27 protein-coding genes are annotated in these 25,370 nt (G+C 59.0%); 12 read left to right on the top strand and 15 right to left on the bottom strand.

The features are described 5' to 3' along the window. Positions 1-11: 11 nt before the first annotated feature. Positions 12-1,061 carry an AraC family transcriptional regulator gene (locus OZ411_RS18930; RefSeq protein ID WP_282529155.1) on the bottom strand — a complete coding sequence of 350 codons (1,050 nt, stop codon included), beginning with the start codon at positions 1,059-1,061 and terminating at the stop codon, positions 12-14. Positions 1,062-1,397: 336 nt separating this feature from the next. Here OZ411_RS18930 and OZ411_RS18925 point away from each other — a divergent pair, with 336 nt between their 5' ends. The 5 genes from OZ411_RS18925 to OZ411_RS18905 all read left to right on the top strand — a co-directional run bounded on the left by OZ411_RS18925 (position 1,398) and on the right by OZ411_RS18905 (position 6,238). Continuing rightward, a complete protein-coding gene (locus OZ411_RS18925; RefSeq protein ID WP_282529183.1) occupies positions 1,398-1,784 on the top strand; it encodes an AraC family transcriptional regulator in 387 nt (128 codons plus the stop codon). 141 nt (positions 1,785-1,925) lie between these two features. Continuing rightward, positions 1,926-2,654 (top strand): hypothetical protein, encoded by a 729-nt coding sequence (locus tag OZ411_RS18920; protein WP_282529154.1) that lies wholly within the window; start codon positions 1,926-1,928, stop codon positions 2,652-2,654. Between the two features lie 151 nt (positions 2,655-2,805). After that, positions 2,806-4,236 carry a DUF1254 domain-containing protein gene (locus OZ411_RS18915; RefSeq protein WP_282529153.1) on the top strand — a complete coding sequence of 477 codons (1,431 nt, stop codon included), beginning with the start codon at positions 2,806-2,808 and terminating at the stop codon, positions 4,234-4,236. Between the two features lie 228 nt (positions 4,237-4,464). Next, positions 4,465-5,478 (top strand): transporter, encoded by a 1,014-nt coding sequence (locus OZ411_RS18910; protein WP_282529182.1) that lies wholly within the window; start codon positions 4,465-4,467, stop codon positions 5,476-5,478. Positions 5,479-5,719: 241 nt separating this feature from the next. Continuing rightward, positions 5,720-6,238: a GNAT family N-acetyltransferase gene (locus OZ411_RS18905; RefSeq protein WP_282529152.1), complete on the top strand. Its 519-nt coding sequence runs from the start codon at positions 5,720-5,722 to the stop codon at positions 6,236-6,238. Between the two features lie 129 nt (positions 6,239-6,367). On the opposite strand, the gene OZ411_RS18900 is transcribed toward OZ411_RS18905, so the two are convergent. Continuing rightward, entirely contained in the window at positions 6,368-7,378 is a 1,011-nt protein-coding gene (locus tag OZ411_RS18900; RefSeq protein ID WP_130577165.1) for a pyridoxamine 5'-phosphate oxidase family protein, read from the bottom strand. A 144-nt stretch (positions 7,379-7,522) separates the two neighbouring features. Here OZ411_RS18900 and OZ411_RS18895 point away from each other — a divergent pair, with 144 nt between their 5' ends. Beyond that, positions 7,523-8,344, top strand: coding sequence for a helix-turn-helix transcriptional regulator (locus OZ411_RS18895; protein ID WP_282529151.1), 822 nt, complete (start codon positions 7,523-7,525; stop codon positions 8,342-8,344). 75 nt (positions 8,345-8,419) lie between these two features. Here the strand turns inward: OZ411_RS18895 and OZ411_RS18890 are convergent, their stop codons facing one another. Beyond that, positions 8,420-8,623 (bottom strand): hypothetical protein, encoded by a 204-nt coding sequence (locus OZ411_RS18890; protein ID WP_282529150.1) that lies wholly within the window; start codon positions 8,621-8,623, stop codon positions 8,420-8,422. A 201-nt stretch (positions 8,624-8,824) separates the two neighbouring features. On the opposite strand from OZ411_RS18890, the gene OZ411_RS18885 reads away from it, so the two are divergent. Next, positions 8,825-10,477 (top strand): thiamine pyrophosphate-binding protein, encoded by a 1,653-nt coding sequence (locus OZ411_RS18885; protein WP_282529149.1) that lies wholly within the window; start codon positions 8,825-8,827, stop codon positions 10,475-10,477. 110 nt (positions 10,478-10,587) lie between these two features. On the opposite strand, the gene OZ411_RS18880 is transcribed toward OZ411_RS18885, so the two are convergent. After that, positions 10,588-11,814 carry a cupin domain-containing protein gene (locus OZ411_RS18880; RefSeq protein ID WP_130577163.1) on the bottom strand — a complete coding sequence of 409 codons (1,227 nt, stop codon included), beginning with the start codon at positions 11,812-11,814 and terminating at the stop codon, positions 10,588-10,590. 519 nt (positions 11,815-12,333) lie between these two features. Between OZ411_RS18880 and OZ411_RS18875 the strand changes: the two genes are divergently transcribed. From OZ411_RS18875 to OZ411_RS18855, 5 genes are all read left to right on the top strand, one after another. Further along, on the top strand, positions 12,334-12,693 hold the full coding sequence (locus OZ411_RS18875; protein WP_245475660.1) for a hypothetical protein: 360 nt from the start codon (positions 12,334-12,336) through the stop codon (positions 12,691-12,693). A 214-nt stretch (positions 12,694-12,907) separates the two neighbouring features. Further along, the gene (locus tag OZ411_RS18870; RefSeq protein ID WP_282529148.1) at positions 12,908-14,968 is read left to right on the top strand and encodes a DUF1217 domain-containing protein; all 2,061 of its coding nucleotides are present in this window, start codon (positions 12,908-12,910) and stop codon (positions 14,966-14,968) included. Positions 14,969-15,152: 184 nt separating this feature from the next. Next, positions 15,153-16,046 carry a hypothetical protein gene (locus OZ411_RS18865; RefSeq protein ID WP_282529147.1) on the top strand — a complete coding sequence of 298 codons (894 nt, stop codon included), beginning with the start codon at positions 15,153-15,155 and terminating at the stop codon, positions 16,044-16,046. Positions 16,047-16,792: 746 nt separating this feature from the next. Beyond that, complete coding sequence (locus OZ411_RS18860; RefSeq protein WP_282529146.1) at positions 16,793-16,990, top strand: hypothetical protein; 198 nt, start codon at positions 16,793-16,795, stop codon at positions 16,988-16,990. Between the two features lie 144 nt (positions 16,991-17,134). Next, positions 17,135-17,848, top strand: a complete 714-nt coding sequence (locus OZ411_RS18855) for a response regulator transcription factor (RefSeq protein WP_130577340.1) — start codon at positions 17,135-17,137, stop codon at positions 17,846-17,848. On the opposite strand, the gene OZ411_RS18850 is transcribed toward OZ411_RS18855, so the two are convergent. From OZ411_RS18850 to OZ411_RS18800, 11 genes are all read right to left on the bottom strand, one after another. Then, complete coding sequence (locus OZ411_RS18850; RefSeq protein WP_130577341.1) at positions 17,814-18,272, bottom strand: hypothetical protein; 459 nt, start codon at positions 18,270-18,272, stop codon at positions 17,814-17,816. The genes OZ411_RS18855 and OZ411_RS18850 overlap by 35 nt on opposite strands. Continuing rightward, a complete protein-coding gene (locus tag OZ411_RS18845; RefSeq protein ID WP_245475691.1) occupies positions 18,263-18,760 on the bottom strand; it encodes a hypothetical protein in 498 nt (165 codons plus the stop codon). Before OZ411_RS18845 ends, OZ411_RS18850 begins: the two co-directional genes overlap by 10 nt. Positions 18,761-18,783: 23 nt before the next feature. Next, the gene (locus OZ411_RS18840) at positions 18,784-19,269 is read right to left on the bottom strand and encodes a rod-binding protein (RefSeq protein ID WP_130577342.1); all 486 of its coding nucleotides are present in this window, start codon (positions 19,267-19,269) and stop codon (positions 18,784-18,786) included. Positions 19,270-19,381: 112 nt separating this feature from the next. After that, positions 19,382-19,804: a hypothetical protein gene (locus OZ411_RS18835; RefSeq protein ID WP_282529145.1), complete on the bottom strand. Its 423-nt coding sequence runs from the start codon at positions 19,802-19,804 to the stop codon at positions 19,382-19,384. A 7-nt stretch (positions 19,805-19,811) separates the two neighbouring features. Further along, a complete protein-coding gene (gene fliR / locus OZ411_RS18830; protein WP_282529144.1) occupies positions 19,812-20,561 on the bottom strand; it encodes a flagellar biosynthesis protein FliR in 750 nt (249 codons plus the stop codon). Next, entirely contained in the window at positions 20,558-22,645 is a 2,088-nt protein-coding gene (gene flhA / locus OZ411_RS18825) for a flagellar biosynthesis protein FlhA (RefSeq protein ID WP_282529143.1), read from the bottom strand. The genes fliR and flhA overlap by 4 nt, the downstream gene beginning before the upstream one ends. 177 nt (positions 22,646-22,822) lie before the next feature. Continuing rightward, positions 22,823-23,089, bottom strand: a complete 267-nt coding sequence (fliQ, locus tag OZ411_RS18820; RefSeq protein WP_027581587.1) for a flagellar biosynthesis protein FliQ — start codon at positions 23,087-23,089, stop codon at positions 22,823-22,825. A gap of 3 nt (positions 23,090-23,092) precedes the next feature. Further along, entirely contained in the window at positions 23,093-23,503 is a 411-nt protein-coding gene (gene flgD / locus OZ411_RS18815) for a flagellar hook assembly protein FlgD (protein WP_282529142.1), read from the bottom strand. A gap of 17 nt (positions 23,504-23,520) precedes the next feature. After that, positions 23,521-23,931, bottom strand: a complete 411-nt coding sequence (gene flbT, locus OZ411_RS18810) for a flagellar biosynthesis repressor FlbT (RefSeq protein WP_165420987.1) — start codon at positions 23,929-23,931, stop codon at positions 23,521-23,523. An 8-nt stretch (positions 23,932-23,939) separates the two neighbouring features. Next, positions 23,940-24,287, bottom strand: coding sequence for a flagellar biosynthesis regulator FlaF (gene flaF, locus OZ411_RS18805; protein ID WP_282529141.1), 348 nt, complete (start codon positions 24,285-24,287; stop codon positions 23,940-23,942). 38 nt (positions 24,288-24,325) lie between these two features. After that, on the bottom strand, positions 24,326-25,369 hold the full coding sequence (locus tag OZ411_RS18800) for a flagellar hook-associated family protein (protein ID WP_282529140.1): 1,044 nt from the start codon (positions 25,367-25,369) through the stop codon (positions 24,326-24,328). Position 25,370 lies beyond the last annotated feature (1 nt).

Below are 25,370 nucleotides of genomic sequence, written 5' to 3'. Positions count from 1 at the left end.
GTAAATCTTCTCTAGAGACGACCTTCATCAAGTTGGCAGGCGCGAAGGTCGATCTCAGCCTGTCCGCTCCTCGGCCTTTCCCGAAACTCTCGCGGGGTGAATCCGGAAATCCGTCGGAAAGCGCGAGCAAAGTGGGCAGGGTCTGCATAGCCCGATGAGAATGCTACGTCGATGATCTTGTTCTCGGTATCGCTTAGAAGCTGCATCGCATTGTTGAAGCGGACCTGCTCAAGCAGGCCCGAGTATGTCAGCCCGGCCAGCGCGAGCTTCCGCTGCAGACTCCTGACGCTTAGTCCAACCATCTCGGCAGCCTGCACTATCGCCGGGCCTCCTTCATCAAGATACGATGGTAAAGTCAACTTGAGAATGCTGACGACGTCGTTGCTGAAAGGCTGCCGCTCTGTCTCGTGCAAATTAGACCGGACAACATCTGCGCGATTGGGATAGCTCAAGAATTGCAGCGGCACCTCGATCCATGAGGCTTTCTGACCTGACATGAAGCGTGTATCCGGCCAATGCGATTGAACTTCCTTGCTCGGTACATAATTGGCTTCAAACGCGATCACTCTTGGAGTCCAGTACGCGCCCGCGAACTGACGAACGATGTGCAGGACGAATATGTTCTGAAGCCATTGGGACATCTCAAGATGGGAAATACCTTCCGTTCCAATGAGCCTGCTGCAAATTTTCACGCTTTCGTCGTACGGCTCCAGCCATAGACGCAGATTTGTATCTTCGACCGGCGCCCACTTGCACATCTGCTGAAGAGCAACCAGCAGAGTTGGCGAATGCCGGATTCGAACTCGCATGGCATCGCTCAAATGATCGAATGAGAGCCTCTGGGCTGCGCGAAAGGCGATCTCCGACAGCCCCTGCTTTTCCTGGGCGGCCGTCGCAAAGCGAACGGCCGGCAGCAGCAGCACGTAGTGATCGGCTTTTTCCTCCAAAGACGTAGGGAGCCGAAATTTGGCGAGAAGCGCCTCGGTGGGTCCGCCGATCTCTGAATGAATCTCAGCAAATGGCATGAGAAATTGGCAACGCGTCAATGGAATAACGGTCATCACTACCTGCCCAAGAAGTCTGCCGCGGTCGCAGACTAGAGCATTTTCGGTTCTGATTGAATCAGAACCGAAGCTCTAGATTCTTGTTTTGACGCGTTTTCTTCACGCGAACCGGTATCCACTTCGCTCGAAAACGCTCTGGCAGGCTGGCAACTGTCTTGCCTTGTCGATTGTCAGGTCGTGCCTGGCACGGCATGGCGCGCAAGGCGCTCGAATATTTCCATTTGACGAAAAATTTTGGCGGCTGATGGCCAGATTGGTCCTGAAAATGCGTGTAAGCTCGAAGCATCGGTTTTTCTCTTGAGGGAACATGGGCTTCACGCCTCACACAAACCGATGAGAGCTGTCCGTTTGCCTTCATCTCAGGCGGTCCGAGCGGCCATAATCGCGTCACTGCGACACGGTGACGCAACTCTCGATAGCACAGCTCGCGCCTGCAAAATCAGCACGCGCACCTTGCAGCGCCATCTCGGTCGCATGGGCACAAGCCACAGCGCAATGCTTGCGGAAGTTCGCTTGAGTATCGCTTGCCGCTTGCTTGTGGACTCAAGCAAGCGCCTGTCCGATATCGCAAAATTCCTCGGCTATACGAATGCAAGCAGCTTCAGCCGCACTTTCGTGCGTTTGATGAAAGTTCAACCCGTTGTTTACAGACAGCAGCAACTTGCCCGTAAGCAGGAGCGGGCACGCCTTCGCAGAAGAACTTGCGCGACTGACCGCTGAACTGATCCGGACGATTGGCGCGAAATGGCAAGACTCGCGATCTGAATTGGCGCGAAATGCTTAGCCAAGCTGCTTGCCGATTGCCCGGCTGCTGGGGAGCCACTTTTTTGAAGGCGCAGAAGAAGATGCGCCGGACGATTTTTGAAAGCCATAGGAGCCGGCCGAAAAGAAACAATCCCTCTTTCAACGGAGAGAATAACCATGACACTTCGTGCTGCTCTATTCGCATTTTGCGCCGGCGGATTGCTGGTCTGCCCCCAAGAACTTTCTGCTCAAACGGCACCCGAACGCAAGCCGCATATTCCGCTTGAGAAATCCATAGGCCAGGCAAAGCCGGAAGTCGTGCCGTCCCTCTTCGTCCTCAATTCGCGCGGTGCGAGCTTGAAGGACGGCAAGCTTGTGCTGACGGGAATTTCGCCGAACGCCATCGTGTTTGCCGATCGACCTGTTCGGGCCGCCGGTCACGATCTCACGACGCGAATTGTTGAGGATTGGGGCAACGGCAGCGACAACTTCGCCAAAGATCCACCGAACGCTACGGTTTCCGGTTTCAAGAAAGACGGATCGTCGGTGATCGACGCCGTTGTCGTGCTGAAATCGCCCAAGCTTGAGGACGACAAGCTGACTTTCGATGTCGATATTCTCGAAGGCGATCTTGTGGGAGCTGATGGACCGGCATCGGTTTTTATCGACATCATCGGCCGCCCCTTCACTCCGCTGTCCTTTGCGGGCGTCGCCCGCCGAACGGCCTGGCGCGGTGCTTTCTACCGAGGCGCGGCCTTTGCGGGAGCGGCCGCTGTGGCCGGAGCCGCGGCCTATCCGTACTACGCGCCCCGGTGCGGATACTATCCTTATCCGCCTTGCTATTGAGCTGCGCTGACTGGCGGCATCGTAGCTGCCGCCCGCGCAATTCATCCCGACCGCCTCGTCATTTGGTCAGTCGCTGTCAGCCTCATGGCATGAGAGCCACATCTGAAGTCATCAGCCGTCCTTTGTATTTGTTTCAAGAAGGAGATAAACGATGAACATCACCCGTCGATCCCTTGCGTTTGGTGGAATGGGGCTGCTGGCAGGAGCGGCCGCAACACGATCAGTCCTTGCCCAGGATTCTTTCCTCGGAGTGGGTCAAGGCTTGGAGGATTTCTGGCTCGCGAGCGACGCCTACATTTTCGGCTATCCGTTGGTGACGATGGAGATGACTCGCCGGGTCATCACCAATGTTGCTGAACCCGTCGGAACGCGGGGACCGATGGGCCATATCATCAAGCTGCGCCAATATCCGGACGCTTCGTTCAGGGATGTCACCGCGCCGAACGCGGACACTCTCTACACAACCTCCTTCTTCGACGTCGGGAAAGAACCGTGGGTCCTCGGCATCCCGGACATGAAGGGGCGCTATTTCCTGATGCCGATGCTGGACGGCTGGACGACGGTGTTTCAAGTCCCAGGGAAGCGCACCACCGGCACCGGGGCGCAGACTTACGCGATCACCGGACCCGGGTGGAAGGGCACGCTGCCAGCCGGCGTGAAGGAGTACAAATCGCCCACCAATATCGTGTGGCTGCTTGGCCGCATCTATTGCACCGGCACGCCGGAGGATTACGCCGCCGTCCACAAGCTGCAGGATGAGTGCAAACTCGTACCGCTCAGTGCTTACGGCAAGCCGTACACGCCACCTGCGGGAAAAGTCGATCCGTCGATCGACATGAAGACCGCGGTCCGCGAGCAGGTCAATCGCATGGACGCGGCGTCGTATTTCAAGCTGCTGTGCGAGCTTATGAAGACCAATCCGCCATCAGAAGCAGACGCGCCTCAGCTCGCCAAATTTGCCCGAATCGGAATCGTCCCCGGACAGGATTTTGATGAGAGCAAGCTCAAGGCGGACTTCCTGAAGCGCTTACCGGAGGTCTCGTTCGACAGGATCATGCTTCAGTTCAAGATCAACAAAGCCATCAGGGATGAGAATGGCTTTGCCTTCACAACAAAAACCGGCATCTACGGCACCGACTATCCGATGCGAGCCCTGGTGACCGCGATCGGACTCGGCGCCAATCGTCCGCAGGATGCGGTGTACCCGGTTTCGCAAAAGGATGCGAATGATCAGAAGTACAACGGTGCGAACAAGTACGTCATGCGGTTTCCCAAAGGCCACCTGCCTCCCGTGGAGGGATTCTGGTCGCTCACGATGTACGATAGCAGCTACTTCTTCGTGAAGAATCCGATCAACCGCTACTCGATCAGCGCTCGTGAAGACCTGAAGGAAAACGCGGACGGCTCGGTCGAGCTCTACATTCAAAAGGACTCCCCGGGCAAAGACAAGGAGTCAAACTGGCTTCCCGCCCCTGAGGGAGATTTCATACTCATGCTGCGCATGTACTGGCCTGAGGAAACGGACCCCTCCATCATCAACGGCACATGGACGGTTCCTGCCGCCAGGAAGGTCGGGGCTTGAGAACTTGAACTCAGGCCGGCCCCGAGTGGGCCGGCCTGAGCCGAAGTGTTCCGGCTTTGCGCTGTACCGCCAAAAAAATCACGCGGGCAGCAAAGATCGTTGCGCGATACGCATAAAGGGCGGGGGTGTGATATGTGGCTTCTTGATCTTCGGAAAAAGGGACAGTCCAACAGGCGCGACAAGACAAGGCCCGGAATCCGTTTCCGATTCAGAAACTCAGTCATCGCCATGGCAATGGCGATGACATCCATTCCGTCTGCAACCGTCCACGCCGACGAAGGTGGTGTTTCTTATTGGCTTCCCGGCCGCTTCGGCAGCCTTGCAGCAACCCCTCAGGTCCCCGGCTGGTCGATGGGCGAGGTCTACTATCACAGCAGCGTAAGCGCTTTTGGCCGTACGGCGGCCGCGCGGGAAATCCAGGTCGGCAGGATCCCCGCTACGGTGAACGTCGACCTGAACCTTCGTCTGAATGCGCAGGCCGATCTCGTGCTACTCAATCCCACCTACACGTTTGCAACGCCAGTGCTGGGCGGACAACTTGCCATCGGCGTAATCGGTCTGTTCGGGCGTTCCAGCGCAAATCTTGACGGAACGCTGACGGCAGCAGTCGGCCCGCTGGCGATGACTCGCACAGGCAGTATTGCCGATTCAATCACATCGGTCGGCGATCTTTACCCGCAGGCAACTCTCAAGTGGAACGCCGGGGTGCACAATTTCATGGCCTATGTGACGGGAGATATTCCCGTTGGGGCGTACAGTCCGACCCGCCTCGCCAATCTCGGCATCGGCCATGCCGCCGTTGATGCCGGCGGCGGCTATACCTACTTCAATCCGCAGACGGGGCATGAATTTTCTGCTGTCGCGGGCTTCACCTACAATTTCAAGAATCAGGATACGCAGTACCAGAACGGTATCGACTTCCACGTGGATTGGGGTGCCTCTCAGTTTCTATCCAAGCAGCTTTTCGTTGGTTTGGTCGGGTATGGTTATCAGCAGATCACCGATGATTTCGGCGCGCACCCCGTCCTCGGAGGCTTCCGGTCCCGCGTATTGGGAGTCGGTCCTCAGATCGGCTTTCTATTTCCTGTCGGCGACGTGCAGGGGTATTTGAACCTAAAGGGATATGGCGAATTTGCCGCGGAGAATCGCCCGGCCGGCTGGAATACGTGGCTGACGTTCTCGATCTCGCCAATGGCGCCGGCCAACACCGTGACGCCAACCCGGCGGGTAGTGACGAAATAGTCATGGTCACGGCGGTGACACGAGCCTACATCGCCAGATTTGCCGCGCCCTTCCGGATGTCGCCTGCTGGTCCCGAATGAACGCGTCGGCGGCTTCGATCGAAGTCGGCTCCTGAACCCAGAGCTGAAAAATGCCCGCTCAGCGACTTTGCTGCGTGGACCGGCAATTGGCTGCATCCCCTGCACTCCTTGAAATTCGATCCGCGGCGGCCATTTGGGTGATGTTGGAGCAGGGACCAATCATGACAAACAATCTCATTAGGCCTGCACGTGTTGACGAAGCCGAGGAGCTTTCGCAAATCGCAGTTCGCGCGACCAGGAATGACGGGTACGACGATGATGCGATCGTCCGCTTCATGCCCGCACTCAAGGTCAACCTTTCGCTTATTGCCGCTGGACTGGTCTTTGTGGCCGAGAGCGAAGCCGGCGTTTCGCACGGCTATGTGGCTGTAAGACCGACGGGAATCGGAGGCCTAACTCTCCTGGATAGTATTTTTGTCGATCCAGCCTATTCGCGAAGGGGCGTTGGCACACGACTTTTTGCTACCGCAGTAGAGCTTTCGAGAAAGATGGCAGGAAATGTGATCCTGATCAACTCGAGCCCAAGTTCTGTCGATTTCTACGCCCGTCTTGGCGCCAACAAGATAGGCGCTACACCCTTCGTATTCTCCCCTGACGTACAACTATCGATGTTCGCGTTTGCAATTCCGCCGTCCGGTGAGCATGGCGTCGAAGCCGTGCGCGGGGGCCGATCGTCCTAAGAGGTAGAACTGTGCTCGCAATTGCTTTGACCGGATCATGCTCTAGATTGAATCAGAACCGACGCTCTAGATTCTTGTTTTGACGCGTTTTCTTCACGCGAACCGGTGTCCACTTCGCTCGAAAACGCTCTAGTAGAGATTATTTTTGTATTCGTGCTCCAGACCCTTCTTCAGAAGGCCCGTCGCACCGGGAACAGACAACGCAGCGCTCGTAAGCCGGGCTCCCAATCCACTGGCCTTGTTGAGCTTGATGTGCTCGGTGAAGACTTTCGCGGGGTCGATGGCGGGGCGGCCGGACATTGGCCAGAGATGCGTTCGAACGAGGGCGGGGCTTTCGGACATCGTGACGCTGAGATCGTCGATCCCTATGGCGAGCGCCGGCGTCTTGTCCTGCACCCGGAATTGCGCGCGCATCGCTTCGTCGTCGGTCATGTGAGCTGTCCCCGACAACCTCACGATATGGCTCGAACCAGGGATGAGCAGCGCGGCGGCGACGCGGGGCTGAGCGATGATGTTGCGAAAACTATCGACGCGACGGTTTCCCGGACGATCGGCAAACCAGAGCCGCGAGCCGTCAAGATGCGCCATCATGCCGGCAGGATCGCCCTTCGGGCTGAGGTCGGCGCGGCCTTGAGCGTCCGTGGTGGCCAGCGCAAGGAAACGGCAATCGGCGATGAAGGCCGAGAGATCCGATGGCGCCGCGGCGATCGGCGCAGCCGTCCAGAAATCCGAGCGGATCAGAGCCTTGCCGCAATGACCGTAGCATTCCTCCACCGCGACACAGATTTCGTCGTGCCGAACCTCGGCCACCCTTCCGTTGACTCGCAACGTCTCGGTGATGCCTGGAAGCGGAAACAGGGAGGCGAACCCGACACCAGGCCGGGCGAGTGCCGCATCATCGAGCAACGCGGTGGGTAGCCGCAGTTCGTGCGCGCTGGCCGATGCGAAGCCGCACTTTCCGCCCGCCATTGTCACCGCGATGCCCGAAGCGTCACCGAAGGCGGTAAAGCTGAACGGCGAAAGCCGGATCCAGTGCAACGCACCTTCATCAAGATGATCAATCACCTTGAGCGTCATCGGCAGGGGCGTCTTGCCGATGATCGCTTCAAGTTCGGCGACAGAGGCGATCTGTTTGCTCATCCAAAATCCACCAAGAGTTCAGCGCTTGCGCCAATGACGGCTTAGGACGGATAGGCCTTCACGCGATTGGCAACATCAGCCAATTCTGACATTATATTCTGAATTCCTGCCAATGCACTTCCACGGAAATTGGAATCGATTGGAATGCCAATCCTTACCGATCTGAGCGACCGAACTGGCTTCGTCGACCCGGATGAGGTGGCGCGCGCCGTGATCACCTACGGCATCACGACGGTCACGACCGGCGTTGAGCTCGATTTTCACAGTCACCGGAAGGCGCAGCTCCTGCTGTCATTGCGCGGCGTTCTGACCTGCGAGCTGGAAGGCGGCCTTTGGATCGTGCCGCCGCAAAGCGCAATCTGGATTCCGGGCGACGTATCGCACAGCGTCAAGGCGGCAGGCGAGATCGAAGGCTATAATGCGTTTATCGATCCCGCCGTCGCACCGAACCTGCCCGCAAACTGCTGCACGATCTCGGTCACGCCGCTCCTGCGGGAGCTTCTGGTCCGGTCTGCCAGTTTCCCGATTGCTTATCCCGAGGGTGGCATGGAGACGCACCTTGTGGCCCTCCTGCTCGACGAAGTCGCGGTGGCGCCGGTGGGCAAGTTGCATCTGCCGATGCCAACGGATCGCCGGCTGCGCAAGATCGTCGACATGATGATGGCCGATCCTTCGGACCAGGGGACGATGGAGATCTGGGCCAAGCGCGCCGGGCTTAGCGAGCGAACACTGGCGCGCATGATTGCCCGACAAACCGGCATGACCTTCGGCCGCTGGCGGCAGCAGCTCAACATCGTGCTCGCGCTGCAATGGCTGGCGAGCGGCGCAACGATTCAGCAAGTGGCCATGGATCTCGGTTATGAGAGCGCGGGCAGTTTCGTCACGATGTTCAGGAAGGCGCTCGGCACAACGCCAGGCCGCTATATGGCAGAACGGCAGGGGCCGCTTGCGTCTGCTCGGATTTGAAAGCACTGGAGAGATGCCACAGGAACATTCTGTCACCTTTTCGATGATCGGGTTGTTGCGGCGATCACGCAGCCGTCACAGGCGCAAGCACAGATTCTCTTTTAGTTTATCGGCGACCTTCGATTGCCAGCGGCAGTTTCCCCGGAAGCTCAACGCCGAGTGAATTGTGATCGCGGCACGGTCAATTATTGCCGATGTAACCAGATTTACGCGCAGGGTTATCGTGCCGTAACAGAGGAAAACCACATTTACTTCTGCGAGCAGGTTGTGGAGTTTCATGTGGACAGGTCTTCTTTCAATACTTCCCTCTCAAGCACGCCCTCATTGTGGACGCAGTGGGAAAACGAGCGTGAAGTCAGGCGAGCGGTCCGCGCACTCGCTGCGCTTGATGATCAAACCCTGCGCGAGATGGGTATTCGAGACCGCTCACAGGTCGAGTTCACCGTTCGATTTTGTCGCGACTGTTGACGAGACCGCGTGATGCCCAGAACCGTTATTCAGCATGTCCTTTCACGGCTGCGCGATGTCGGCATCACCGACGTCTTTGGTGTTCCGGGCGACTTCTCCTTTCCGCTCAACGATGCGACGTACAGCGAACCGGGTCTGCGTTGGATCGGGTGCTGCAACGAGCTCAACGCCGCCTATGCCGCTGATGGCTATGCGCGGATCAAGGGCGCCGGCGCGGTCTGCACCACCTATGGCGTGGGCGAGCTCAGCGCGCTGAACGGCATCGCCGGCGCCTACGCCGAACATCTCCCCGTTTTCCACCTGGTCGGAATGCCGCCCACGTCTGCGCAAGCCGCGCGCTCCGTGCTGCACCATACGCTGGGCAACGGTGAATTCGATCTGTTCCGCCGGATGAGCGAACCGGTGGTCTGCGCGCACTCGGTCATCACGCCGCAGAATGCTGCATATGAGACCGAACGCCTTCTGTTTGAGGCATTCTATCACCTCCGACCTGTCTACGTGGCCTTCCCCGCCGATCTCGCCGATCGACCCGTGCTTGGAAGCGCTCAACCTATTGCTGCTCCTGGAAGCGATCCCGTCCTTCTCGAGAAGGTTGTGAATGCAATCCTGTCAGGCATCGATCGGGCCAAGACGGCGTGCATCCTGCCAGGCCTCCTGGTGGCGCGTACCGGCCTGCAGCAGACAATGCAGGCGATTGTCGACGCATCCGGCTTGCCATTCGCCACCATGTTTCTCGACAAATCCGTGCTCGACGAAAGCCAGTCAGCTTATGTCGGAATGTATGCCGGCCGATTGATGAACGAGAACGTGCGCCAGTTTGTCGAGAGCTGCGATCTTGTGCTCGCCGTCGGCACGCTGTTCAGTGACCTGAACACCGGCGCCTTCACGGCCAAACTGGATCCGGCGCGGCTTATTTCGATAGGTCATCACCACACCACATTGCAGGGGCGCACGCATTCCGGCCTCGAGATGGCCGATGTGCTCGCCGCCCTTGCGAAGCGCCTGAGCAAGCACAACAATGTCGTCACCCCGCCCCATGCCGACTCGCTAGGCGCGGGAAGCGGCGGTGGCGACGATCCTATCACGGCTGCCGCGCTATATTCACGCTGGAGCAAGTTCATACGACCTGACGACATCGTCGTCGCAGAGACCGGCACCGCCTCCATGGGGCTGGCTTTCGCGCGGCTGCCGCAGGGAGCGCGCTTCCATAACCAGGGACTGTGGGGATCGATCGGCTGGGCAACGCCGGCCGCGCTGGGTGCCGCTGCCGCCGCCCCACACCGACGCATGGTGCTCGTGACCGGAGAAGGTTCTCATCAATTCACGGTGCAGGAAATCAGTCAGTTTGCTCGTCTCGGTTTGAAACCGGTGATCTTCGTGCTGAACAACGGCGGCTATCTCATCGAGCGGCTGCTCGCCAAGGAGCCTGCCATCGCCTACAACGACGTCCCATCCTGGCGATATGCCGAGCTGCCGCGGGTATTAGGTTGCGACGGCTGGATGACGGCGCGAGCGACGACTTGCGGCGAGCTCGACCAAGCGTTGCGAAACGCCGCAGGTGCACACAGCGGCGTCTACATCGAGGTCCTTACTCCACCAGATGAAGCACCGCCGTTCCCGCTCCGCCTGCGCGACAATGCGAAATCCCTGTATCGCATGTCCTGAACGGCCGTCTATCGTCGGCGTAGTCGATAGATGGCCGCAGCGCGGGACGATGGGGCGACCGTGTGCCGATGCCTCCAATGACCTGCGTGTCGACGACTACCGACCCGCGGCTAATCCGGCACGACCGGCGCCTTGGTCTTGCGTAGCTTATCCGTCACTTGTCGATCGAGCTTAAGATGCGCATCCACCAGCGGCGGCGGGGTCAATGCCATCCACGTGTCCAGGGAGAAGTCGACAAAGTAAGGGCTCTTGAACGTTTCGAGGAATCGCAACGGGCTAGGGCCTGTATTCTCAAGATAGTGGCCCATCGCGACCGGCACGTAACCGACATCGCCGGCGCGGAGATCGAAGGTGCGCGCCTGGCCCTGACCTGCAAACACGCCCATGCGTGCTTGCCCCTCGATGACATAGAGCCACTCGTCGCCGTTGGGATGCCAGTGCAGCTCGCGCAATCCGCCCGGATTGACCTCGACCAGTGCTGCGGCCGTGGTGGTGTTGATCGGGAACACGGTGGAATCGCTGATCCGCACCGTCCCGCTCGCGGTCTTGATCGGATCCTGCGCCATGAGCCGAGAACTGAAGCTCTGCGGCACGGGCGTTGCTTCCGGAATGTTGTCCGAGGAGAGCGGGCCCGGCAAGGGAGCTGGGAAAATGTAGCGCTGGCTTTCCTCAGGGGTCTGGTCGAACAATGAAGCTGGCACCCCAAAGTTCTTGCCGAGCACCTCGGTCGGTGTGCGCTTGAGCCAGTCGGCGATCATGAAGGTGTTGTCTTCATCGAAATCGCCGTCATCGAAGACGAGGAGAAACTCGCAACCGTCGGGACCGAGGCCCTGGATGGAGTGCGGAACTCCGGAAGGAAAGAACCAGAGGTCGCCCGTACTGACGTCATCGATGAAGTAACGCCCTTTGGCATCGACTGCCGTAATGCGGGCTTTGCCGTAAAGCATATAGGCCCATTCGGAAGCCTTGTGCCAATGCATCTCGCGCACGCCACCGGCATTCAGCCGCATGTTCACGCCGGCAAGGGCCGTGGCAACGCCGAGTTCGCGCCGGGTCACCTGGCGGGTCCAGCCACCTGTCTCCAGCCGCATATGCGCATCGGAAAACGAGAAGCGCAGGTTCGGCAAGCTGCCGTGATCGGTCGAGGGCGGTACGAGCATATCCGGGTTTTGCCGGTCCCGTGTCAGATCTCGCGGACCGGGATCGGTGCCGCCGCGACCCGGCCGCTGGGGCTGCGGGACCGCGTCTGCGGATTGAGCCTGTGCGATAGCGGTGGTCGTGAGGAGGCTCCCGGCAGCGGTCGCTGCCAGCATTTGGCGACGAGAAATGGAATCCATGATGCTATGTCCTATGGTTCGAGGCTCTAAGCGGATGCTGCCACGGACGCGGGAACCTGAGATCCTCACAGCGTCATCGATTGCTGACTGCGGATGCAGGGCGCGACCGTTCACCATGCATCTGTATATGGGCGCACGGTCCTCGCGGCAGAATTGAAAAGATAGCAGTGTTGTCCTGCATCCGCCGCATCCGCGGGGGCCGGCAACTCCATTCCAAGGTCAATTGTCTTGCGTTCGAGAGCCGGGCTTTTCGTCAGTAGACTGACCGAGCAACATCCTCCGGCTTGCCCTCAGCGGGTGCGCATTCTCTCTGCCATGGCGCCACCAGAATGCGGCCCGCAAGGCCGCTGCTATCCGCTGTAACGCCATAGTGAGGTGGCCTAACGGGATTTTACGGGACCGCCTGTGGAAGCCAGCCTACATCTGTCCCCGTCAGGATATCGCTGCGGATGATATCGCCAATGATCCGTAATTTACGATGTTCACGCTGTTACCAGCGCAACCTTCGGAGATAATGTCATGAAACGGCTTCTGCTCGCACTCGCAATCGCCGGCATGGGCTCGCTCCTCGTTACCAATGCCGACGCGCGGTCTGCCTATGACGGCCCCTGGAGTCTCCTGTTCGTCACGCAATACGGTCCCTGCGATCCGACATACAGTTTCTCCGTCAACATCATCAACGGGATCGTCACTCATCCCAATCTGGTGAATTTCAGGGGGCGCGTGGCGCGATCCGGCGCCGTCCGCGCCTCCGTGACCGTGCACGAGAAATACGCTTCCGGATCCGGCAGGCTCGTCGGTCCATCAGGTCGTGGAACCTGGAGCGGTCATTCCGGCAATGCGCGCTGCGCGGGCTATTGGACGGCCCAGCGCAACTGACCAGCCTGCGCAACACTGATACGGCCCTGCTCTCGGTGACGTCTGTGTCGGAACATGGCTTGGCGGAACACCAACGGCTTTCGCCGGACGCCACCTTGATCCCCAGGCGCGGAAGCCGCCGATACTGCGCGACCGCCTTGTCCCGGCATCCCTGCCAGCTTCACGCAAGCAAGATGGTCATTATATCAGGGAGCTTTCCAAAAAGGATGTCTTGATGGTGTCGACGTACGCCAGCTACAATTCCGTCGTGCGCAACCTCCAGCAGTCGCTGACGCGAGTTGCGCAGCAGCCCGACGTGACACGAAGCGCCGCCTATTACAAAGACAACATAGGCAAGGTCAAAACCGTCGACGAGTTTCTGAAGAACGATCGACTCTACCAATATGCGATGAAGGCATATGGGCTGGAGGATATGATCTATGCAAAAGCCTTCATGAAAAAGGTGCTGGAGAGCAATCTCCTCGACGCGAACAGCTTCGCCAACAAACTGACGGACAAGCGCTTCCGGGATTTTGCTTCGGCATTTTCCTTCACAGGCTCGGATACGCCCGTTGCGCAATCGTCAAACCAGACTGACGAGATGATCGGCTTGTACACGGCAGCGGTCCAGAGGCGGGTTGACGCAATCGACGAAGACACGCGCTACTACAACATCGTGATCGGCAGGGTCAAAAACGTCGATGATCTGCTGAACGACGACCGCCTTCGCACATATGTGTTTGAGGCGTTCGAGATCGATGACAGCAACTGGTCGCGTGACACGATACGGAAGGTCTTGAGCAGCGATCCATCCGATCCAAACAGTTATGTTAACACCGTTTTGGGTCCCCAGAAGGATGCGATCAATGCCAGCCTCGGTCAAGCCCAGGCGGTTGCCACCGATGCCAATTCGAAAATTGCGCAGTACATGGCGCAGCTATCGCAACCTGGCGCCGATGTGACAGGCTTGAGAGCGAAGATTACGACCGAAACAAACCGGTTGGCGCAAAGCAAGGCAGACATATCGAGCTACCAAAACTCTCTCTCCACGATCGGCCACTATTTCGATCTCGCCGGCGCGTTCGAGTTTTCGGCAGATGGAACGCTTGCTTCCGGCAAATCCGCTCAGACCGACGCGAACCGGACCAGCACCAACGACAAGTTCGTTCTCACCAAGGGGGCAGAATATCTCGACGCGGAGGAAGAAAATGAAACCCTCGCGATCACGCAGTTCAGGGCCAATATTTCTAAGATAAAGTCAGTTGAACAGTTCATGTCGACGCCGAACGTCTATAACTTCGCACTCAAGGCGGCTGGCCTCGACCCGGAAAAAGTCTCGCCGGTCACGATCAAGGCTGTGCTCACCAGCGATCTGAGCGACCCGACAAGCTATGCCTATACCCTCGGAGACGACCGATACCTACAGCTCGCGCATGCTTTCAACTTTGACGGCAAGGGCAACCTGACAACGCCCCTGCTGGCGCAGAACTCGGTTGAAGTCACGCAGATCGTCAAGGACTACATCGTTGCAAAAACGCGATTTGCAAGCGCCGCGGAGAAGGACAGCCTTCGACAAAAGGCTGAGAAGGACGCCAAGTATTACCAGACCACGATCGCAGGCATCGAGAGCGTTTCCGAGCTGCTCTCGGACAGGAAATTGGTCGATATCGTTCTCGTCGCAAACGGCCTGGATCCCGCGAAGGTAACCAACGACTATCTCAAGAAGATCTTCAATTCCGATCTGAACGATCCCAAGAGCTTCGCAAACACCGCCAGCGACTCCCGCTTTGCCGAGATCGCGGCATCGTTCAATTTCGACAAGGAAGGCAACGTCGCCCGGATAGAGACAATAGGACCGCAGCGGCGAGACCAGCTCCTGGAAACGCAGAACAGCTACCTCCAGCAAACGTTGGAAGCGCAGCAGGGAGAGGCGAATGCGGGTGTTCGCCTGGCGCTGTATTTCGAACGAAAGTCCGCACAGATCACGTCCGCATACGATATCCTTGCTGACCAGGCTCTCGCGCAGGTGTTTCGAACCACCTACAATCTGCCCGACGAGATGGGAAGCATGGACGTCGATCAGCAAGCAAAGATCGTAGAAAAACACCTCAACCTGAAGGATCTCGCCGATCCGGAGAAAGTTGCAGCGCTGTTAAAGCGGTTTACTGCGATGTACGACGTGAAGAACAACAGCAGCCAGGCCACGTCACCAGCGCTCGCCATCCTGCAAGGGGCAGGCGCAGGCATCAGTCAAGACACGCTCCTGTCTATCGCGCTCTTGGGCAAGCAACGTTGAACAGCCGCAGCTCCCGGCAATATGGAGGCTGCATTCCGGATGCGCACCTGACGGACTGCTGCGATCGCGGAAGATCCGCTGCTAACACCAACATCACGTCCCGCTGGCCCGAGGGATCGTAGGTTTCACGCAAGGTTCGCTTGCTATCCAGCAAATCAGGATTTGCCTGTCCGCCGACAAAACCATGGCCGAACCAGCAACCAACGAGACCGCAGCCCCAGCGACGCCGACTGCCCCGCAGCCAACCGCCACCGATGACGGCAAGGGCGGCGCATCGCAGACGCGCCCCGGCAACAAGGCGAAAGCCGCCGCCCCTCGCGTGGCCGCAGCTACCGTTGACGAGCTGCTCGCCCAGGAGGCGCTCGCCACCATGAAGCGCACCCGCACAATGCCGCGGCCAGAGCCTGTCAGGCCCAAGGCGCGTACGCCCATCCCGGCCGCCACACTCGTCGTCAAGAAGCCGCAGCCGCGGACATGGATGGCGCCGTTCGTCACCCTCGCAGTGATCGTCGCGATCTCCTCTTTCATCTCCATAGGCGGCGTCGCCTTCCTGGTCTTGCGGCCCATTGCCATCAACACCGCATCCGATACCGAGCTTCGCAACCTCCGTGAGGCGATGTCGCAACTGCGGCGCAACGTTGCAACGCTATCAAGTGACGTCGCGGCGAACCGCGCGGCATTCGACACCGCAAACCGAGCCTCGAGCGACCGATTTGGCCGCCTGGTCCAAAGCGTCGAGCGCGTCGAAAGAGATCAGTCGATATCGGCCACCAGAGTCGAGCGCATGGCCGAAGCAAAGCCGCCGATTGCGCGAACCGTGGCGGCAGCCTCATCCCCCGAAATCACTGGCACCATTCAGCCGCAGCCGCGGCCAACCAGTGCGCGGCGAGAGATCATCCAGGGCTGGCGCGTGCGGCGCGCTTATGAGGGCGTCGCCATAATTGAAGGACCAGCAGGTGTGATCGAGGTTGCTCGGGGCCAGGATGTGCCGAACCTGGGTCGCATCGAGGAAATCAAAAACGAGAACGGCGGCTGGCAAGTATGGACCAGCAAGGGCGTCGTTCCTTCCGCGCGTTGATGTGGCTGCTGCACGACCGATCGTATGACGCAGTCAATTCGCGCGATATGCACGCTAGCGTGCATCACCGAATGACCGCTAGCGTGCATAGCGTTGCAATGCAGGTACGACATGCTCCAACTTTCCGCAGGTTCCGCTCGCGCCGTGACCGTGCCGTGCGACGCACTATCTGCATGTCGATCGTCAGACATACGCCTGTTCGTGCAACGCGCGACGAACAGCAGTCCATCTATCGAATCTCCAGCATGTGCGACGTTTTGCCACTCACCGTAGTCGAGCGTTCACCACGACAAGGCCGCGCTTCGGCCGATTGCCATCCCATCAAGCGACGGTCTCTTGTCGCCGCATGACGATCTCGTGCCAGCGAGGCCACTTCAACTCCGCGGCCGCGATTGGGCTGATGATTGTGGAGTGCCTTCGCAGCTATTCGACAACGTCACAGTTGCCCAACCGACGAAGAATCTGACTCACGCGCGCGGAAAATGATCTCATCGAAACACGGATATGTTCCGCGACGGTTTCATGACGATGATCGCCACTCGTGGCGCTGCGGTCGGCAGAAGAATTCTCTCCCTTTGTCTCAACTTAGAGGAGCACATTGCCAAGTATTCCGAGCAGATTGGTTGAGTAAGCGTTTCAATAAAGCAACATCTACTCGCTGATGAGTTGTCTCGCAGTAAATGCCTAGTTCAATTGCTTGACGATCATACTCCACTTCGACGTAATGGACGTGATCCGATTCGACAGTGCGCGAGCTGATGTTCATTCTTGATGTGACCTTCAACAACAAGACGCTGTTCGCTTCTCGCCGCAATTTCGATCGGTTGTATCGAGACCAGACTGCCACTGCACGAACAGTGCTGAGGAATCCCAAAAGACTGCCGAACAGCATCACCACGGCAACTTTCCTCATCGCCTCAAATGGCGGCACCACCCGCATCTGATCAAGCTTTCGAGCGAACCAGACGCGCGTGTTTCGGTCTCAGTAATTTGTATCGTGTCAGTACCTGTTGTGTTGCGTAACCAAGCGGAGCGAGCACGCCTGCTCGACTCCACAACAACTATCTAGGGCAAACAGGGGCATCCACATGTTCATCGTCATCGATGATCGGGAGACCGTTACACGGGGCTATGCGGCTGGATTCGATCGCGAAGGCGTCGTTTCGATCGGCTTCTCATCGAAAGATTTTCGCGAATGGCTGCAATCCGCCGTCGGCAATGACGTAATGGCAATCGGGGCGTTTATCCTGGGGGACTGCTCGGATCGAACGAGCATTCCCAAGAGCATCCGCAACAAGTCTCACGCACCGATCATCGCCCTGAACAACCTGAAGCAGCTCCGGGATACGATCGAGTTGTTCGAAGCCGGCGTCGACGACGTTGTTCATATTCCGATCCATGTTCGCGAGATACTCGTTCGCACGGCCGTCATCCGACGACGAACCGGCGGTCAATCAGCCGAAACGCCAACGAGCCTGATCCACGTTTTTCTTGACGGCCGGGATCCGGAAATCGGCGGCAGAACGCTGGCCCTGCCGCGTCGCGAGCTGCGCATTCTCGAGCATCTGGTCGCGCACCAGGGAAAGTGGCTTACAAAGACCCAGCTCTTCAATGCGACCTACGGTCTTTTCGACTCGAGCTTCGACGAAAACGTAATCGAGGGGCACGTGAGCAAGCTTCGCAAGAAGCTCCGCAACCATCTCGGCTACGATCCGATCGAGTCAAAACGCTATATGGGATACCGGCTCGACGACTTGAGAAGGCGGTCTAACGGCGAATTTGATCCTTCGAAACATAATTGAAATCCTGGACGAGCACGTCCTGCAAGACCTCAGCCTGAAGGCGCTTGTTGACGTGCTCTCTGACGGTACGTGCAAAGTGGGCGAGATCGAATCGAGCGAGGTTCTTGAAGTCGAGATTCTCGTCGGAATAGATTTTCCGAAATGCCTCGTCCACAACAAAGGCTTCAGGCGGCACCGGCAACTGACGAAGCACTGTAGCATCGGCCGTGAAGACGAACTGTGCAACGATGTAGCCTTGGACGCTGCCTTCCGCGATCATCGGCACGTTGATTACCCTGGTCTTCTCGTAGAGGAGGCCGCCCGCGTATTCCTGCTTGGCCGCAGGCGCGGCATGTCCTTCCTTCCAATAAGACAGAGCCAAGCTTGCACCGACGGTGACGATGCAGGCCCAGACTCCTGCCACGAGCAGCCTGACTATTTGCATCCACCCTGCCCCATCAATGAGTATGTGCCATCCGATTCAACTTCCTGGATCGACCTCGCGATAATCGCCGAGACCTCGCGAACGGCGTCGAGGTGCATTTGTAGTGCGGCTTGATTTCTTACAAGGCCTGCCCGCAGGCGCGTCAGGTGCGCAACCACCCGCGGGTCGAACTCGATTCCCTGTGTCACACGCATCGCCCTTGTCAGCTCGAGCAGGCCACGATTCTTGCGCTGACTAAAGGAATCGAAATCAACTTGCGTCCGGCTCTCAAGCTTGTCCGTTTCTTCGTCAATGGTTGCCGTGAGCCGCTCGATCGCATTCAACGCGTTGGAGTTGGTTCCGAGCCATTGAGCCGCGATATCCTGCGCATCCGTTAGCTCGGGCAAGGCTTGTTGTGACAGCGCCGGCAAACCGCCTCCCTCGGAAACAGTCGTCGCCTGCGCCTCGAGGATTTCAAGCGTTTGTTGCTGCTCGTTATTCTGATTCATCGTTGCGCTCATCTTGCTGCAAATTAGCCCTTACCAGTCGCGGAATTGGCAACGGAGCGCGCTTTCGCGAGCTGCTTGGCAATTCCGATTCCGTCACCCTTGGCCATCTCATTGCCGATCTGCTCAGCCAGCATCGACCGCCAGATCGTGCCGGCGGTTCCCTTGCCGAAAACCTCGCTTGCGTTCTGCGGCAGCATTGACTCGACGAACGTTTGCAGGACGAACGCTTCGAACTTTCGATACACGGCGCGATCGGTATCTGCCTTCCTGATGATCGTGGCGTGCCCGCTGCCGTCGATCGCACCGCCGCGCGCAGCGCCCGTGCCTTGCGCAGACGCTACGGTTCGTTCAAGCGCGCCTGCCTCGATCTTCCGGTCCATCGCCGCAGCGAAGTCTTCGCCGCCTGCCGATGAGGCGCGCTCAAGCTTGCCAGCGGCCGCGCGCTGGGAGACCGGATCTGCGGCCTCCATCACATCCAAGATAAGATCCGGTACGGGGGTGACCGTCATGCTGTGCCTCACTAGATCATGATCCGATTAGAGGGAATCGGATCATGATCTCATCTCCTTGTTTGAGCATGATCTTTTCGGAAAACCGGTTTCCACTTTTCCGGATCATGCTCTAGCGATCCGAATTCGTTTCGTTGGCCTGCATTCTCTCGGCCGGCCGTTTTGCCGCTGTTTCAGTTACTTCCTCGAGGACGCGCCGCTCCTGCTCCCGAAATGCTTGTCGCGCGACCGTGCCGGCCATCCGGAGCACCTGCTTCAGCTTGCGCGCCTCGGTCATGGCCTGCGAGGCGAGACGCTCCTTCGCCTTGGCAAGCACTCCCTGTTCGACGCTCGCCGTCCTCAGATTCTGGCCCGCATTTTGCGCCGCCAACGGAGGCACTCCGTTCCCGTCGTTGAAACCCTCGATGATCCGACGCTGCCGCTCCTGCAGTTCATGCTCCTTCGCACGGCACTCGATCAGCTCCCATTCCGCAAGGCGGTGCATCTTCGCCTGGACGGCGGCGATGCGACGGATTTTGCGATCTCTTGATTTCATGCGTCGATCAACCGGCCAGCCACGATGAAAATGCGATAGTGAACTGCAGCACGAGTTCGCGACTGGTCAGATAGACCAGCATGAGGCCGCCGAACAGCACGAAGGGCAGCGAAATGAAATAGACGGGAATGCTTGGCGTCAGCTTGTTGGCGAGCCCGAGCGCGAGGTTGACGATGACCCCGTAAATGACGAACGGGCTGGCCACCCTGAGCGCCAGGACGAACGCTTGCGAGAGATGATCGGCAAGCTCGGAGAGCCCGGTCTCGCCGCTGATGCCGGCCGCCGGCGTCCAGGTCCGATAGGAGCCAATGAGGCCGCGAAGCAGCTCCCAATGTTGATCGGTCATGAAGAACAGGACGATCGCCGGCAATGTGATGAATGGCACGAGGGCCGGCATGTGTTCGGTGTCTTCCATCGTTCCGGCTATTCCGCTGAGCCCGATCGCGGATGCCGCCATCGTCGCCATTGTTTCCAGCGCGAGGAAGAACACCCGGGCGGTCAGGCCAATCAGGAGACCGATCACCAATTCCGACATGATCGCACGGACGATGGCCGCCGTCGCAGCCGTCTCGACGACCGGGCGTACGGTGGCTTCGAGCAGGGGCGCCAGCATCAGCGTGACGTTGATGGCCAGGAACAGCCGGACCTGCACTGGAATGTTGGAACGAGAAAATCCAGGCGCGATCATCAGGCACGTGCCGACCCGGCAGAAGATCAGGAAGGTGGCCAGCACGGAGCCTGATGCGGTCGCGATCAAGAAATGGCTCCGAGCGACTTCACTTCGACACCACGAGCGATCTCGACGTGCGACAGCACCGGCAGGGTGGGGAACATCCGTTCCGTGATCATGCGAACATACTGACGCACCTCGGGGGGCGCGACGAGCACGACGCTTTCGCCCTGGCCCATTGCCTTTCGAACCGCGGTAGAGACATCCGCCGCAAACTGCTCGACAAGGCGGGGATCGGCGTCGAATTCCACGATCTCGCCCTTGGCATCGCGTTTGAGGCTTTGATGGAATGCGAGATCCCAGCGATTTCCAAGCCGCAGGACTTTCAGGACCCCGTTGTCGGCAAAGTCACCGCAGATCTGCTGCGCGATGCGCGTGCGAACGTGCTCGGCGATATGTTCGGCGCGGCGGACGTAAGGCGCGATTTCCGCAACGGCTTCGAGGATTAGGTGCAGGTTCCTGATCGAGATGCGCTCGGCAAGCAGCAGCTTGAGGACCGCTTGCAAGCCCGAATAGGAAATTTGCGACGGGCAGATATCCTCAATGAGCCGCTTGTACTCGGGATCGAGCCGATCCAGCAGGGCTCGCATGTCCTTGTAGGAAAGAAGCTGCGCCAGGTTGCCGCGGATGATTTCACTCAAATGGGTGAGAAGGACGGAAATGTTGTCCGCAACCTTGAAGCCATCCCGTTTGACTTCTTCGAGGAACGTCTCCGGAATCCACATCGCCTTCATGCCGAAGGCCGGCTCCACCGTCTCATCGCCCGGCACGTCCGGTTTGCGAACACCATCGAAGAGCACCAGAACCTCGCCGATGCGAAGCTCATGCTGCGCCACGATAGTGCCATGTATCTTGATGCGGTAGCTCTTCGGCCCGACGGACATGTCGTCCGTCAGTTTGATCTCGGGAATCACAAACCCGTATTGGGTCGCAAAGCGGCGGCGTATCTTGCTGACGCGATGCGCAAGTTCCCCGTGCGCATGCAGCATTTGAACCGCTAGCTGGCTGCCCACGCAGAGCTCGACGTCCGCCGTCTTCAGATATTCCTTGATCGATTCTTTCGACTCTGCCTGCGATCGTTCGCGCTCCTGCGTCGCAAACGCCTCCTCCTGCTGCCGTCTTGCCGCCTGGCGACGGGGAAGCGCGTAGCTCATGAACGCCATCACGCCACCCAGGAAAGCAAAAGGCAGCAGAGGCAGGCCCGGCAACATTCCAAGAACGAACATCATGAGCGCAGCCACCGACTGCGCGCGCGGATATCCGCCGAGCTGCTTGAGCACCGTCTCCTCGGCCGATCCCCTGGTGCCACCCTTCGAAACGAGCAGGCCAGCCGAAAGGGAGACGATGAGCGCCGGGATCTGCGAGACCAGACCGTCACCGACGGAAAGCTTGGTGAAAACGTCGGCCGCCCGCGCCAGTGGGAGGCCGTGGTGGACCACGCCGATGACGATACCGCCGAATATGTTGATCGCAGTGATGATCAGCCCGGCGATGGCATCGCCGCGCACGAATTTCGAAGCACCATCCATTGCGCCGAAGAAGGCGCTCTCCTCCTCCAGCTCCCTGCGCCGACGCTGCGCCTCCTTGTCGTCGATCAGCCCCGCGGACAAATCCGCATCGATCGCCATTTGCTTGCCCGGGATCGCATCGAGCGTAAAGCGCGCGCCGACTTCCGCGATACGCGTGGCGCCCTTGGTGATCACGACGAAATTGACCGTGACGAGAATGGCGAAGATGATCAGTCCGATGACGAAGTCCCCGCCCATCACGAACTTCGAGAATCCGGCGACCACATAACCGGCCGCGTGCTCGCCTTCGGCCCCGCGCGACAGGATCACCCGCGTTGTCGCCACATTCAGCGCAAGGCGAAGAATGGTCGCAATCAGCAGCACCGTCGGGAAGGCCGAGAAATCAAGCGGGCGCTGAATCCACAGCGACACCATCAGAATCAGGGCAGAGAGCGCAATCGAGAAGGCGAGGCCGACGTCAATCAGGACCGACGGAACCGGCAGGACCAGCATCGTCAGGATGGCGACGATGCCGACCGCAAAGGCAACGTCGGCACCCATCCGACGCTCGCTCGGCAGAGCTGGGCTTAGTGCTTGGGCCATGGGGATTCCTGGGACACCGTCATGTCAGCACCTTGCAGCGCCTAGCTTGCGCGAAGGTGGTGGCGACCGCGCCCGGCTTCAGAGCGTTTTCGAAGTGGACACCGGTTCGCGTGAAGAAAACGCGTCAGAACAAGAACCTAGAGCTTCGGTTCTGATCCCATCAGAACCGAAAATGCTCTAGAATCCGTGCTCGATCCGCGAGTAGAGCAGTTCGGTGAAGGCGTAGATATGCGCGCCGATGAACGAGCCCGAGACCGCTACCACGATCAGCATGACCACGATCTTGGGAATGAAGGTCAGCGTCATCTCTTGCACCTGGGTCAGCGCCTGCAGCAGCGCAATCAGGATACCGACGATCATCGCAGCCCCGACCGCGGGGCCTGATACGACGATGATGGTCCAGATCGCCTGCTGAACAATGTCGAGAGCGTCGCGTTCGTTCATGGCTTAGCTGATCGTGATGCCCGGCCCGAGCTGCACCTCGACGCCATTGTCGAGTTTCGCGACGGCTCCGCCCTGGATGATTCGCACCGACATGATCTTGCCTTTGACATCCTCGCCATCGGAGCTCGTAAATGCCGCCGTGTGTCCGACCAGGCTTTCGGCCTGGGCGAGCGCGCTGGAGGACAGCAGCGTGTCGAGCTTGGTATTCGTCTGCATTGCCTGTTCGACGGCGGAGAGCTGCGCAAACTGGCTCATGTATTGCGACATGTCCGTCGGATTGGTCGGATCCTGATTCTTCATCTGCGCGATCAGGAGCTGCAGGAACTGATTGTAGGTCACCGTTGTCGGCGCGGACGAGGATTCTGAGTTCTTGTTCGCCGTCGAATTTGGAGAAGCCACGCTGTCAACGTTCATATTGTCCTCCTGATGCTTCACGCGACTTCGACAGGCCTCGGCAAATCGCCGCCGGCCAGAATCATCTGCTCAATCTCGAACAGTGCGCGAGTTCTGCGCAAAGCCTCATAGTATCGCTTCGATTCGACCAGCTTCTCGATCTGCTCCAGGCCGTCCAGAATCTCTGTGTTTTCGGTGGCTGCGAGCAGCCCCGACCGCTGCTGCCGATAGACAGCTTTCGCCTCTTCGACGTCGTGCGGGCTCATGAGCATGAGCTGAACGACGAAATAGAGCTGGCGCAGCGGGGTCGTCGCGTCCGTGACCTGCATGACCTGGCTCTCGAGCAGAAAAGTCACGTCATTGATCAGCTCGAGGGTCACCTTGCGGTCGGCCCTCAACACCGCTCCATTCACATAGATCCGCTCGCCGCCGCGCAACGAAATACAGATCGGCTTCTTCATGCGAGGGCGTCTCGGATGATGACGTTGATCGCGACGAGCTCCGCGACGTCGCTGGATTCCTCTTGCCGAAGCCGATCCGCTTCCTTGATGATCCACAGGCCGATCGAGATAAGGTCGGCGCGCAACTTTTCCGGAAGCCCGTTGCGGGCGTTCGAAAGGTCCTCCACGAAGAACGCCCAGATTCTTCGAATGAAGAGCAACGCCTCGGCGTCCTCTGGGGGCGCAAGATCCCCGCTCTGCAGACGCCTCAGCAGGTCAATCCCGTGGCTCAGGGCCTGTTGCTCGCGGGCACGTGCCTCCCGCCCGCTGTCCTCGATCACCGCATCGTAACTGGATAATGTCATCTAACTCGCAGCCGGCTGGTTACTGACGGGATCGCCGATCAGAGATAGTTGAGGATGCTGAGCTGCTGAATGCGCGCCGTGAGCGCCAGCGACATGTCCAGCTGGTTTTTCAAGTTTGTGACGCGAACAGACGCTTCCGCCGTATCGACCTCTTCCATCGCCGTAACCTGCTTCGTGATCAGATCGCTCTGGATCTTCAGGCGGCTCGTGGCGTTGTTTGTCTGCTCCTGGGCGGTTCCCAATTTGGCGCCGACACCGGCCAAGTCGTTGATCGCATCACCGATGATTTCGGTCGCCTTGTCGACCACCACCTGGAACGCGTTCTGGTTGAGGTTTTGCGTGCCGAGGTCGCTCAGCATCGTGTAGGCCATCGCCAGTTTGCGAAATGCAGGTTCGTTGGCGCTGGCTGACGAGTCGATGGTTTCCGTCGTCGAGATGCGGCTCCGCATCACCTGATCGGAAGCGGTCGACCAGTTTGCGCCCCAGGCCGGATCGTCGAACTGCGCCTTGAACGTCGTATCCAGGAAGTTCGTCATCGCCGCGGCGCTGATGTTCGAGACCGCGGTATCTGTTTGCGTGAAACCGAAATTCGCCAGGAACGCGGCATCGACGGCACTCTTGCTGGTCGAGCCGGCCTTGTAGTCAGTCACCGGCTGCACGCCGGTATTGATGCCGCCGAACAGATATTGGCCATCCGTCGTGACGTTCAGCGCGCCGATCAGACTGTCGAGGTTGGCGCGCGACGGCGTCAAGATGACGTTGCCGCCGTTGGCGGAATTGCGCGCCGCAAACAAATCCTTCTGGAAGGATTGCGCCGTGCTGATCAACTCGCCCACCCGCTGCTGCGAGACGTCGAGCCGTCCGCCGACAAGGGCGTTGGTGTCCACCAGCTTGTCGACGTCGAGCAGCTCGGCCCTGAGCGTCACATCACGGCCGGTGAGAGCGCCGAGCTCGCGGCCCACATCGGCGAAGCGGCCGGTCGTCGCCTCCTTCGTCGCTTGCGCGATTGCGGTCTGGCTCTTCATGGCCGCGATGCGCAACGTCGTCGAGATCGAGTTGGAGGAAATGAACGTCGTAGCCATA

This window comes from Bradyrhizobium sp. Arg237L (genome assembly GCF_029990105.1).
Lineage (GTDB): Bacteria > Pseudomonadota > Alphaproteobacteria > Rhizobiales > Xanthobacteraceae > Bradyrhizobium.
This window is presented reverse-complemented; position numbering and strand designations above follow the sequence as displayed.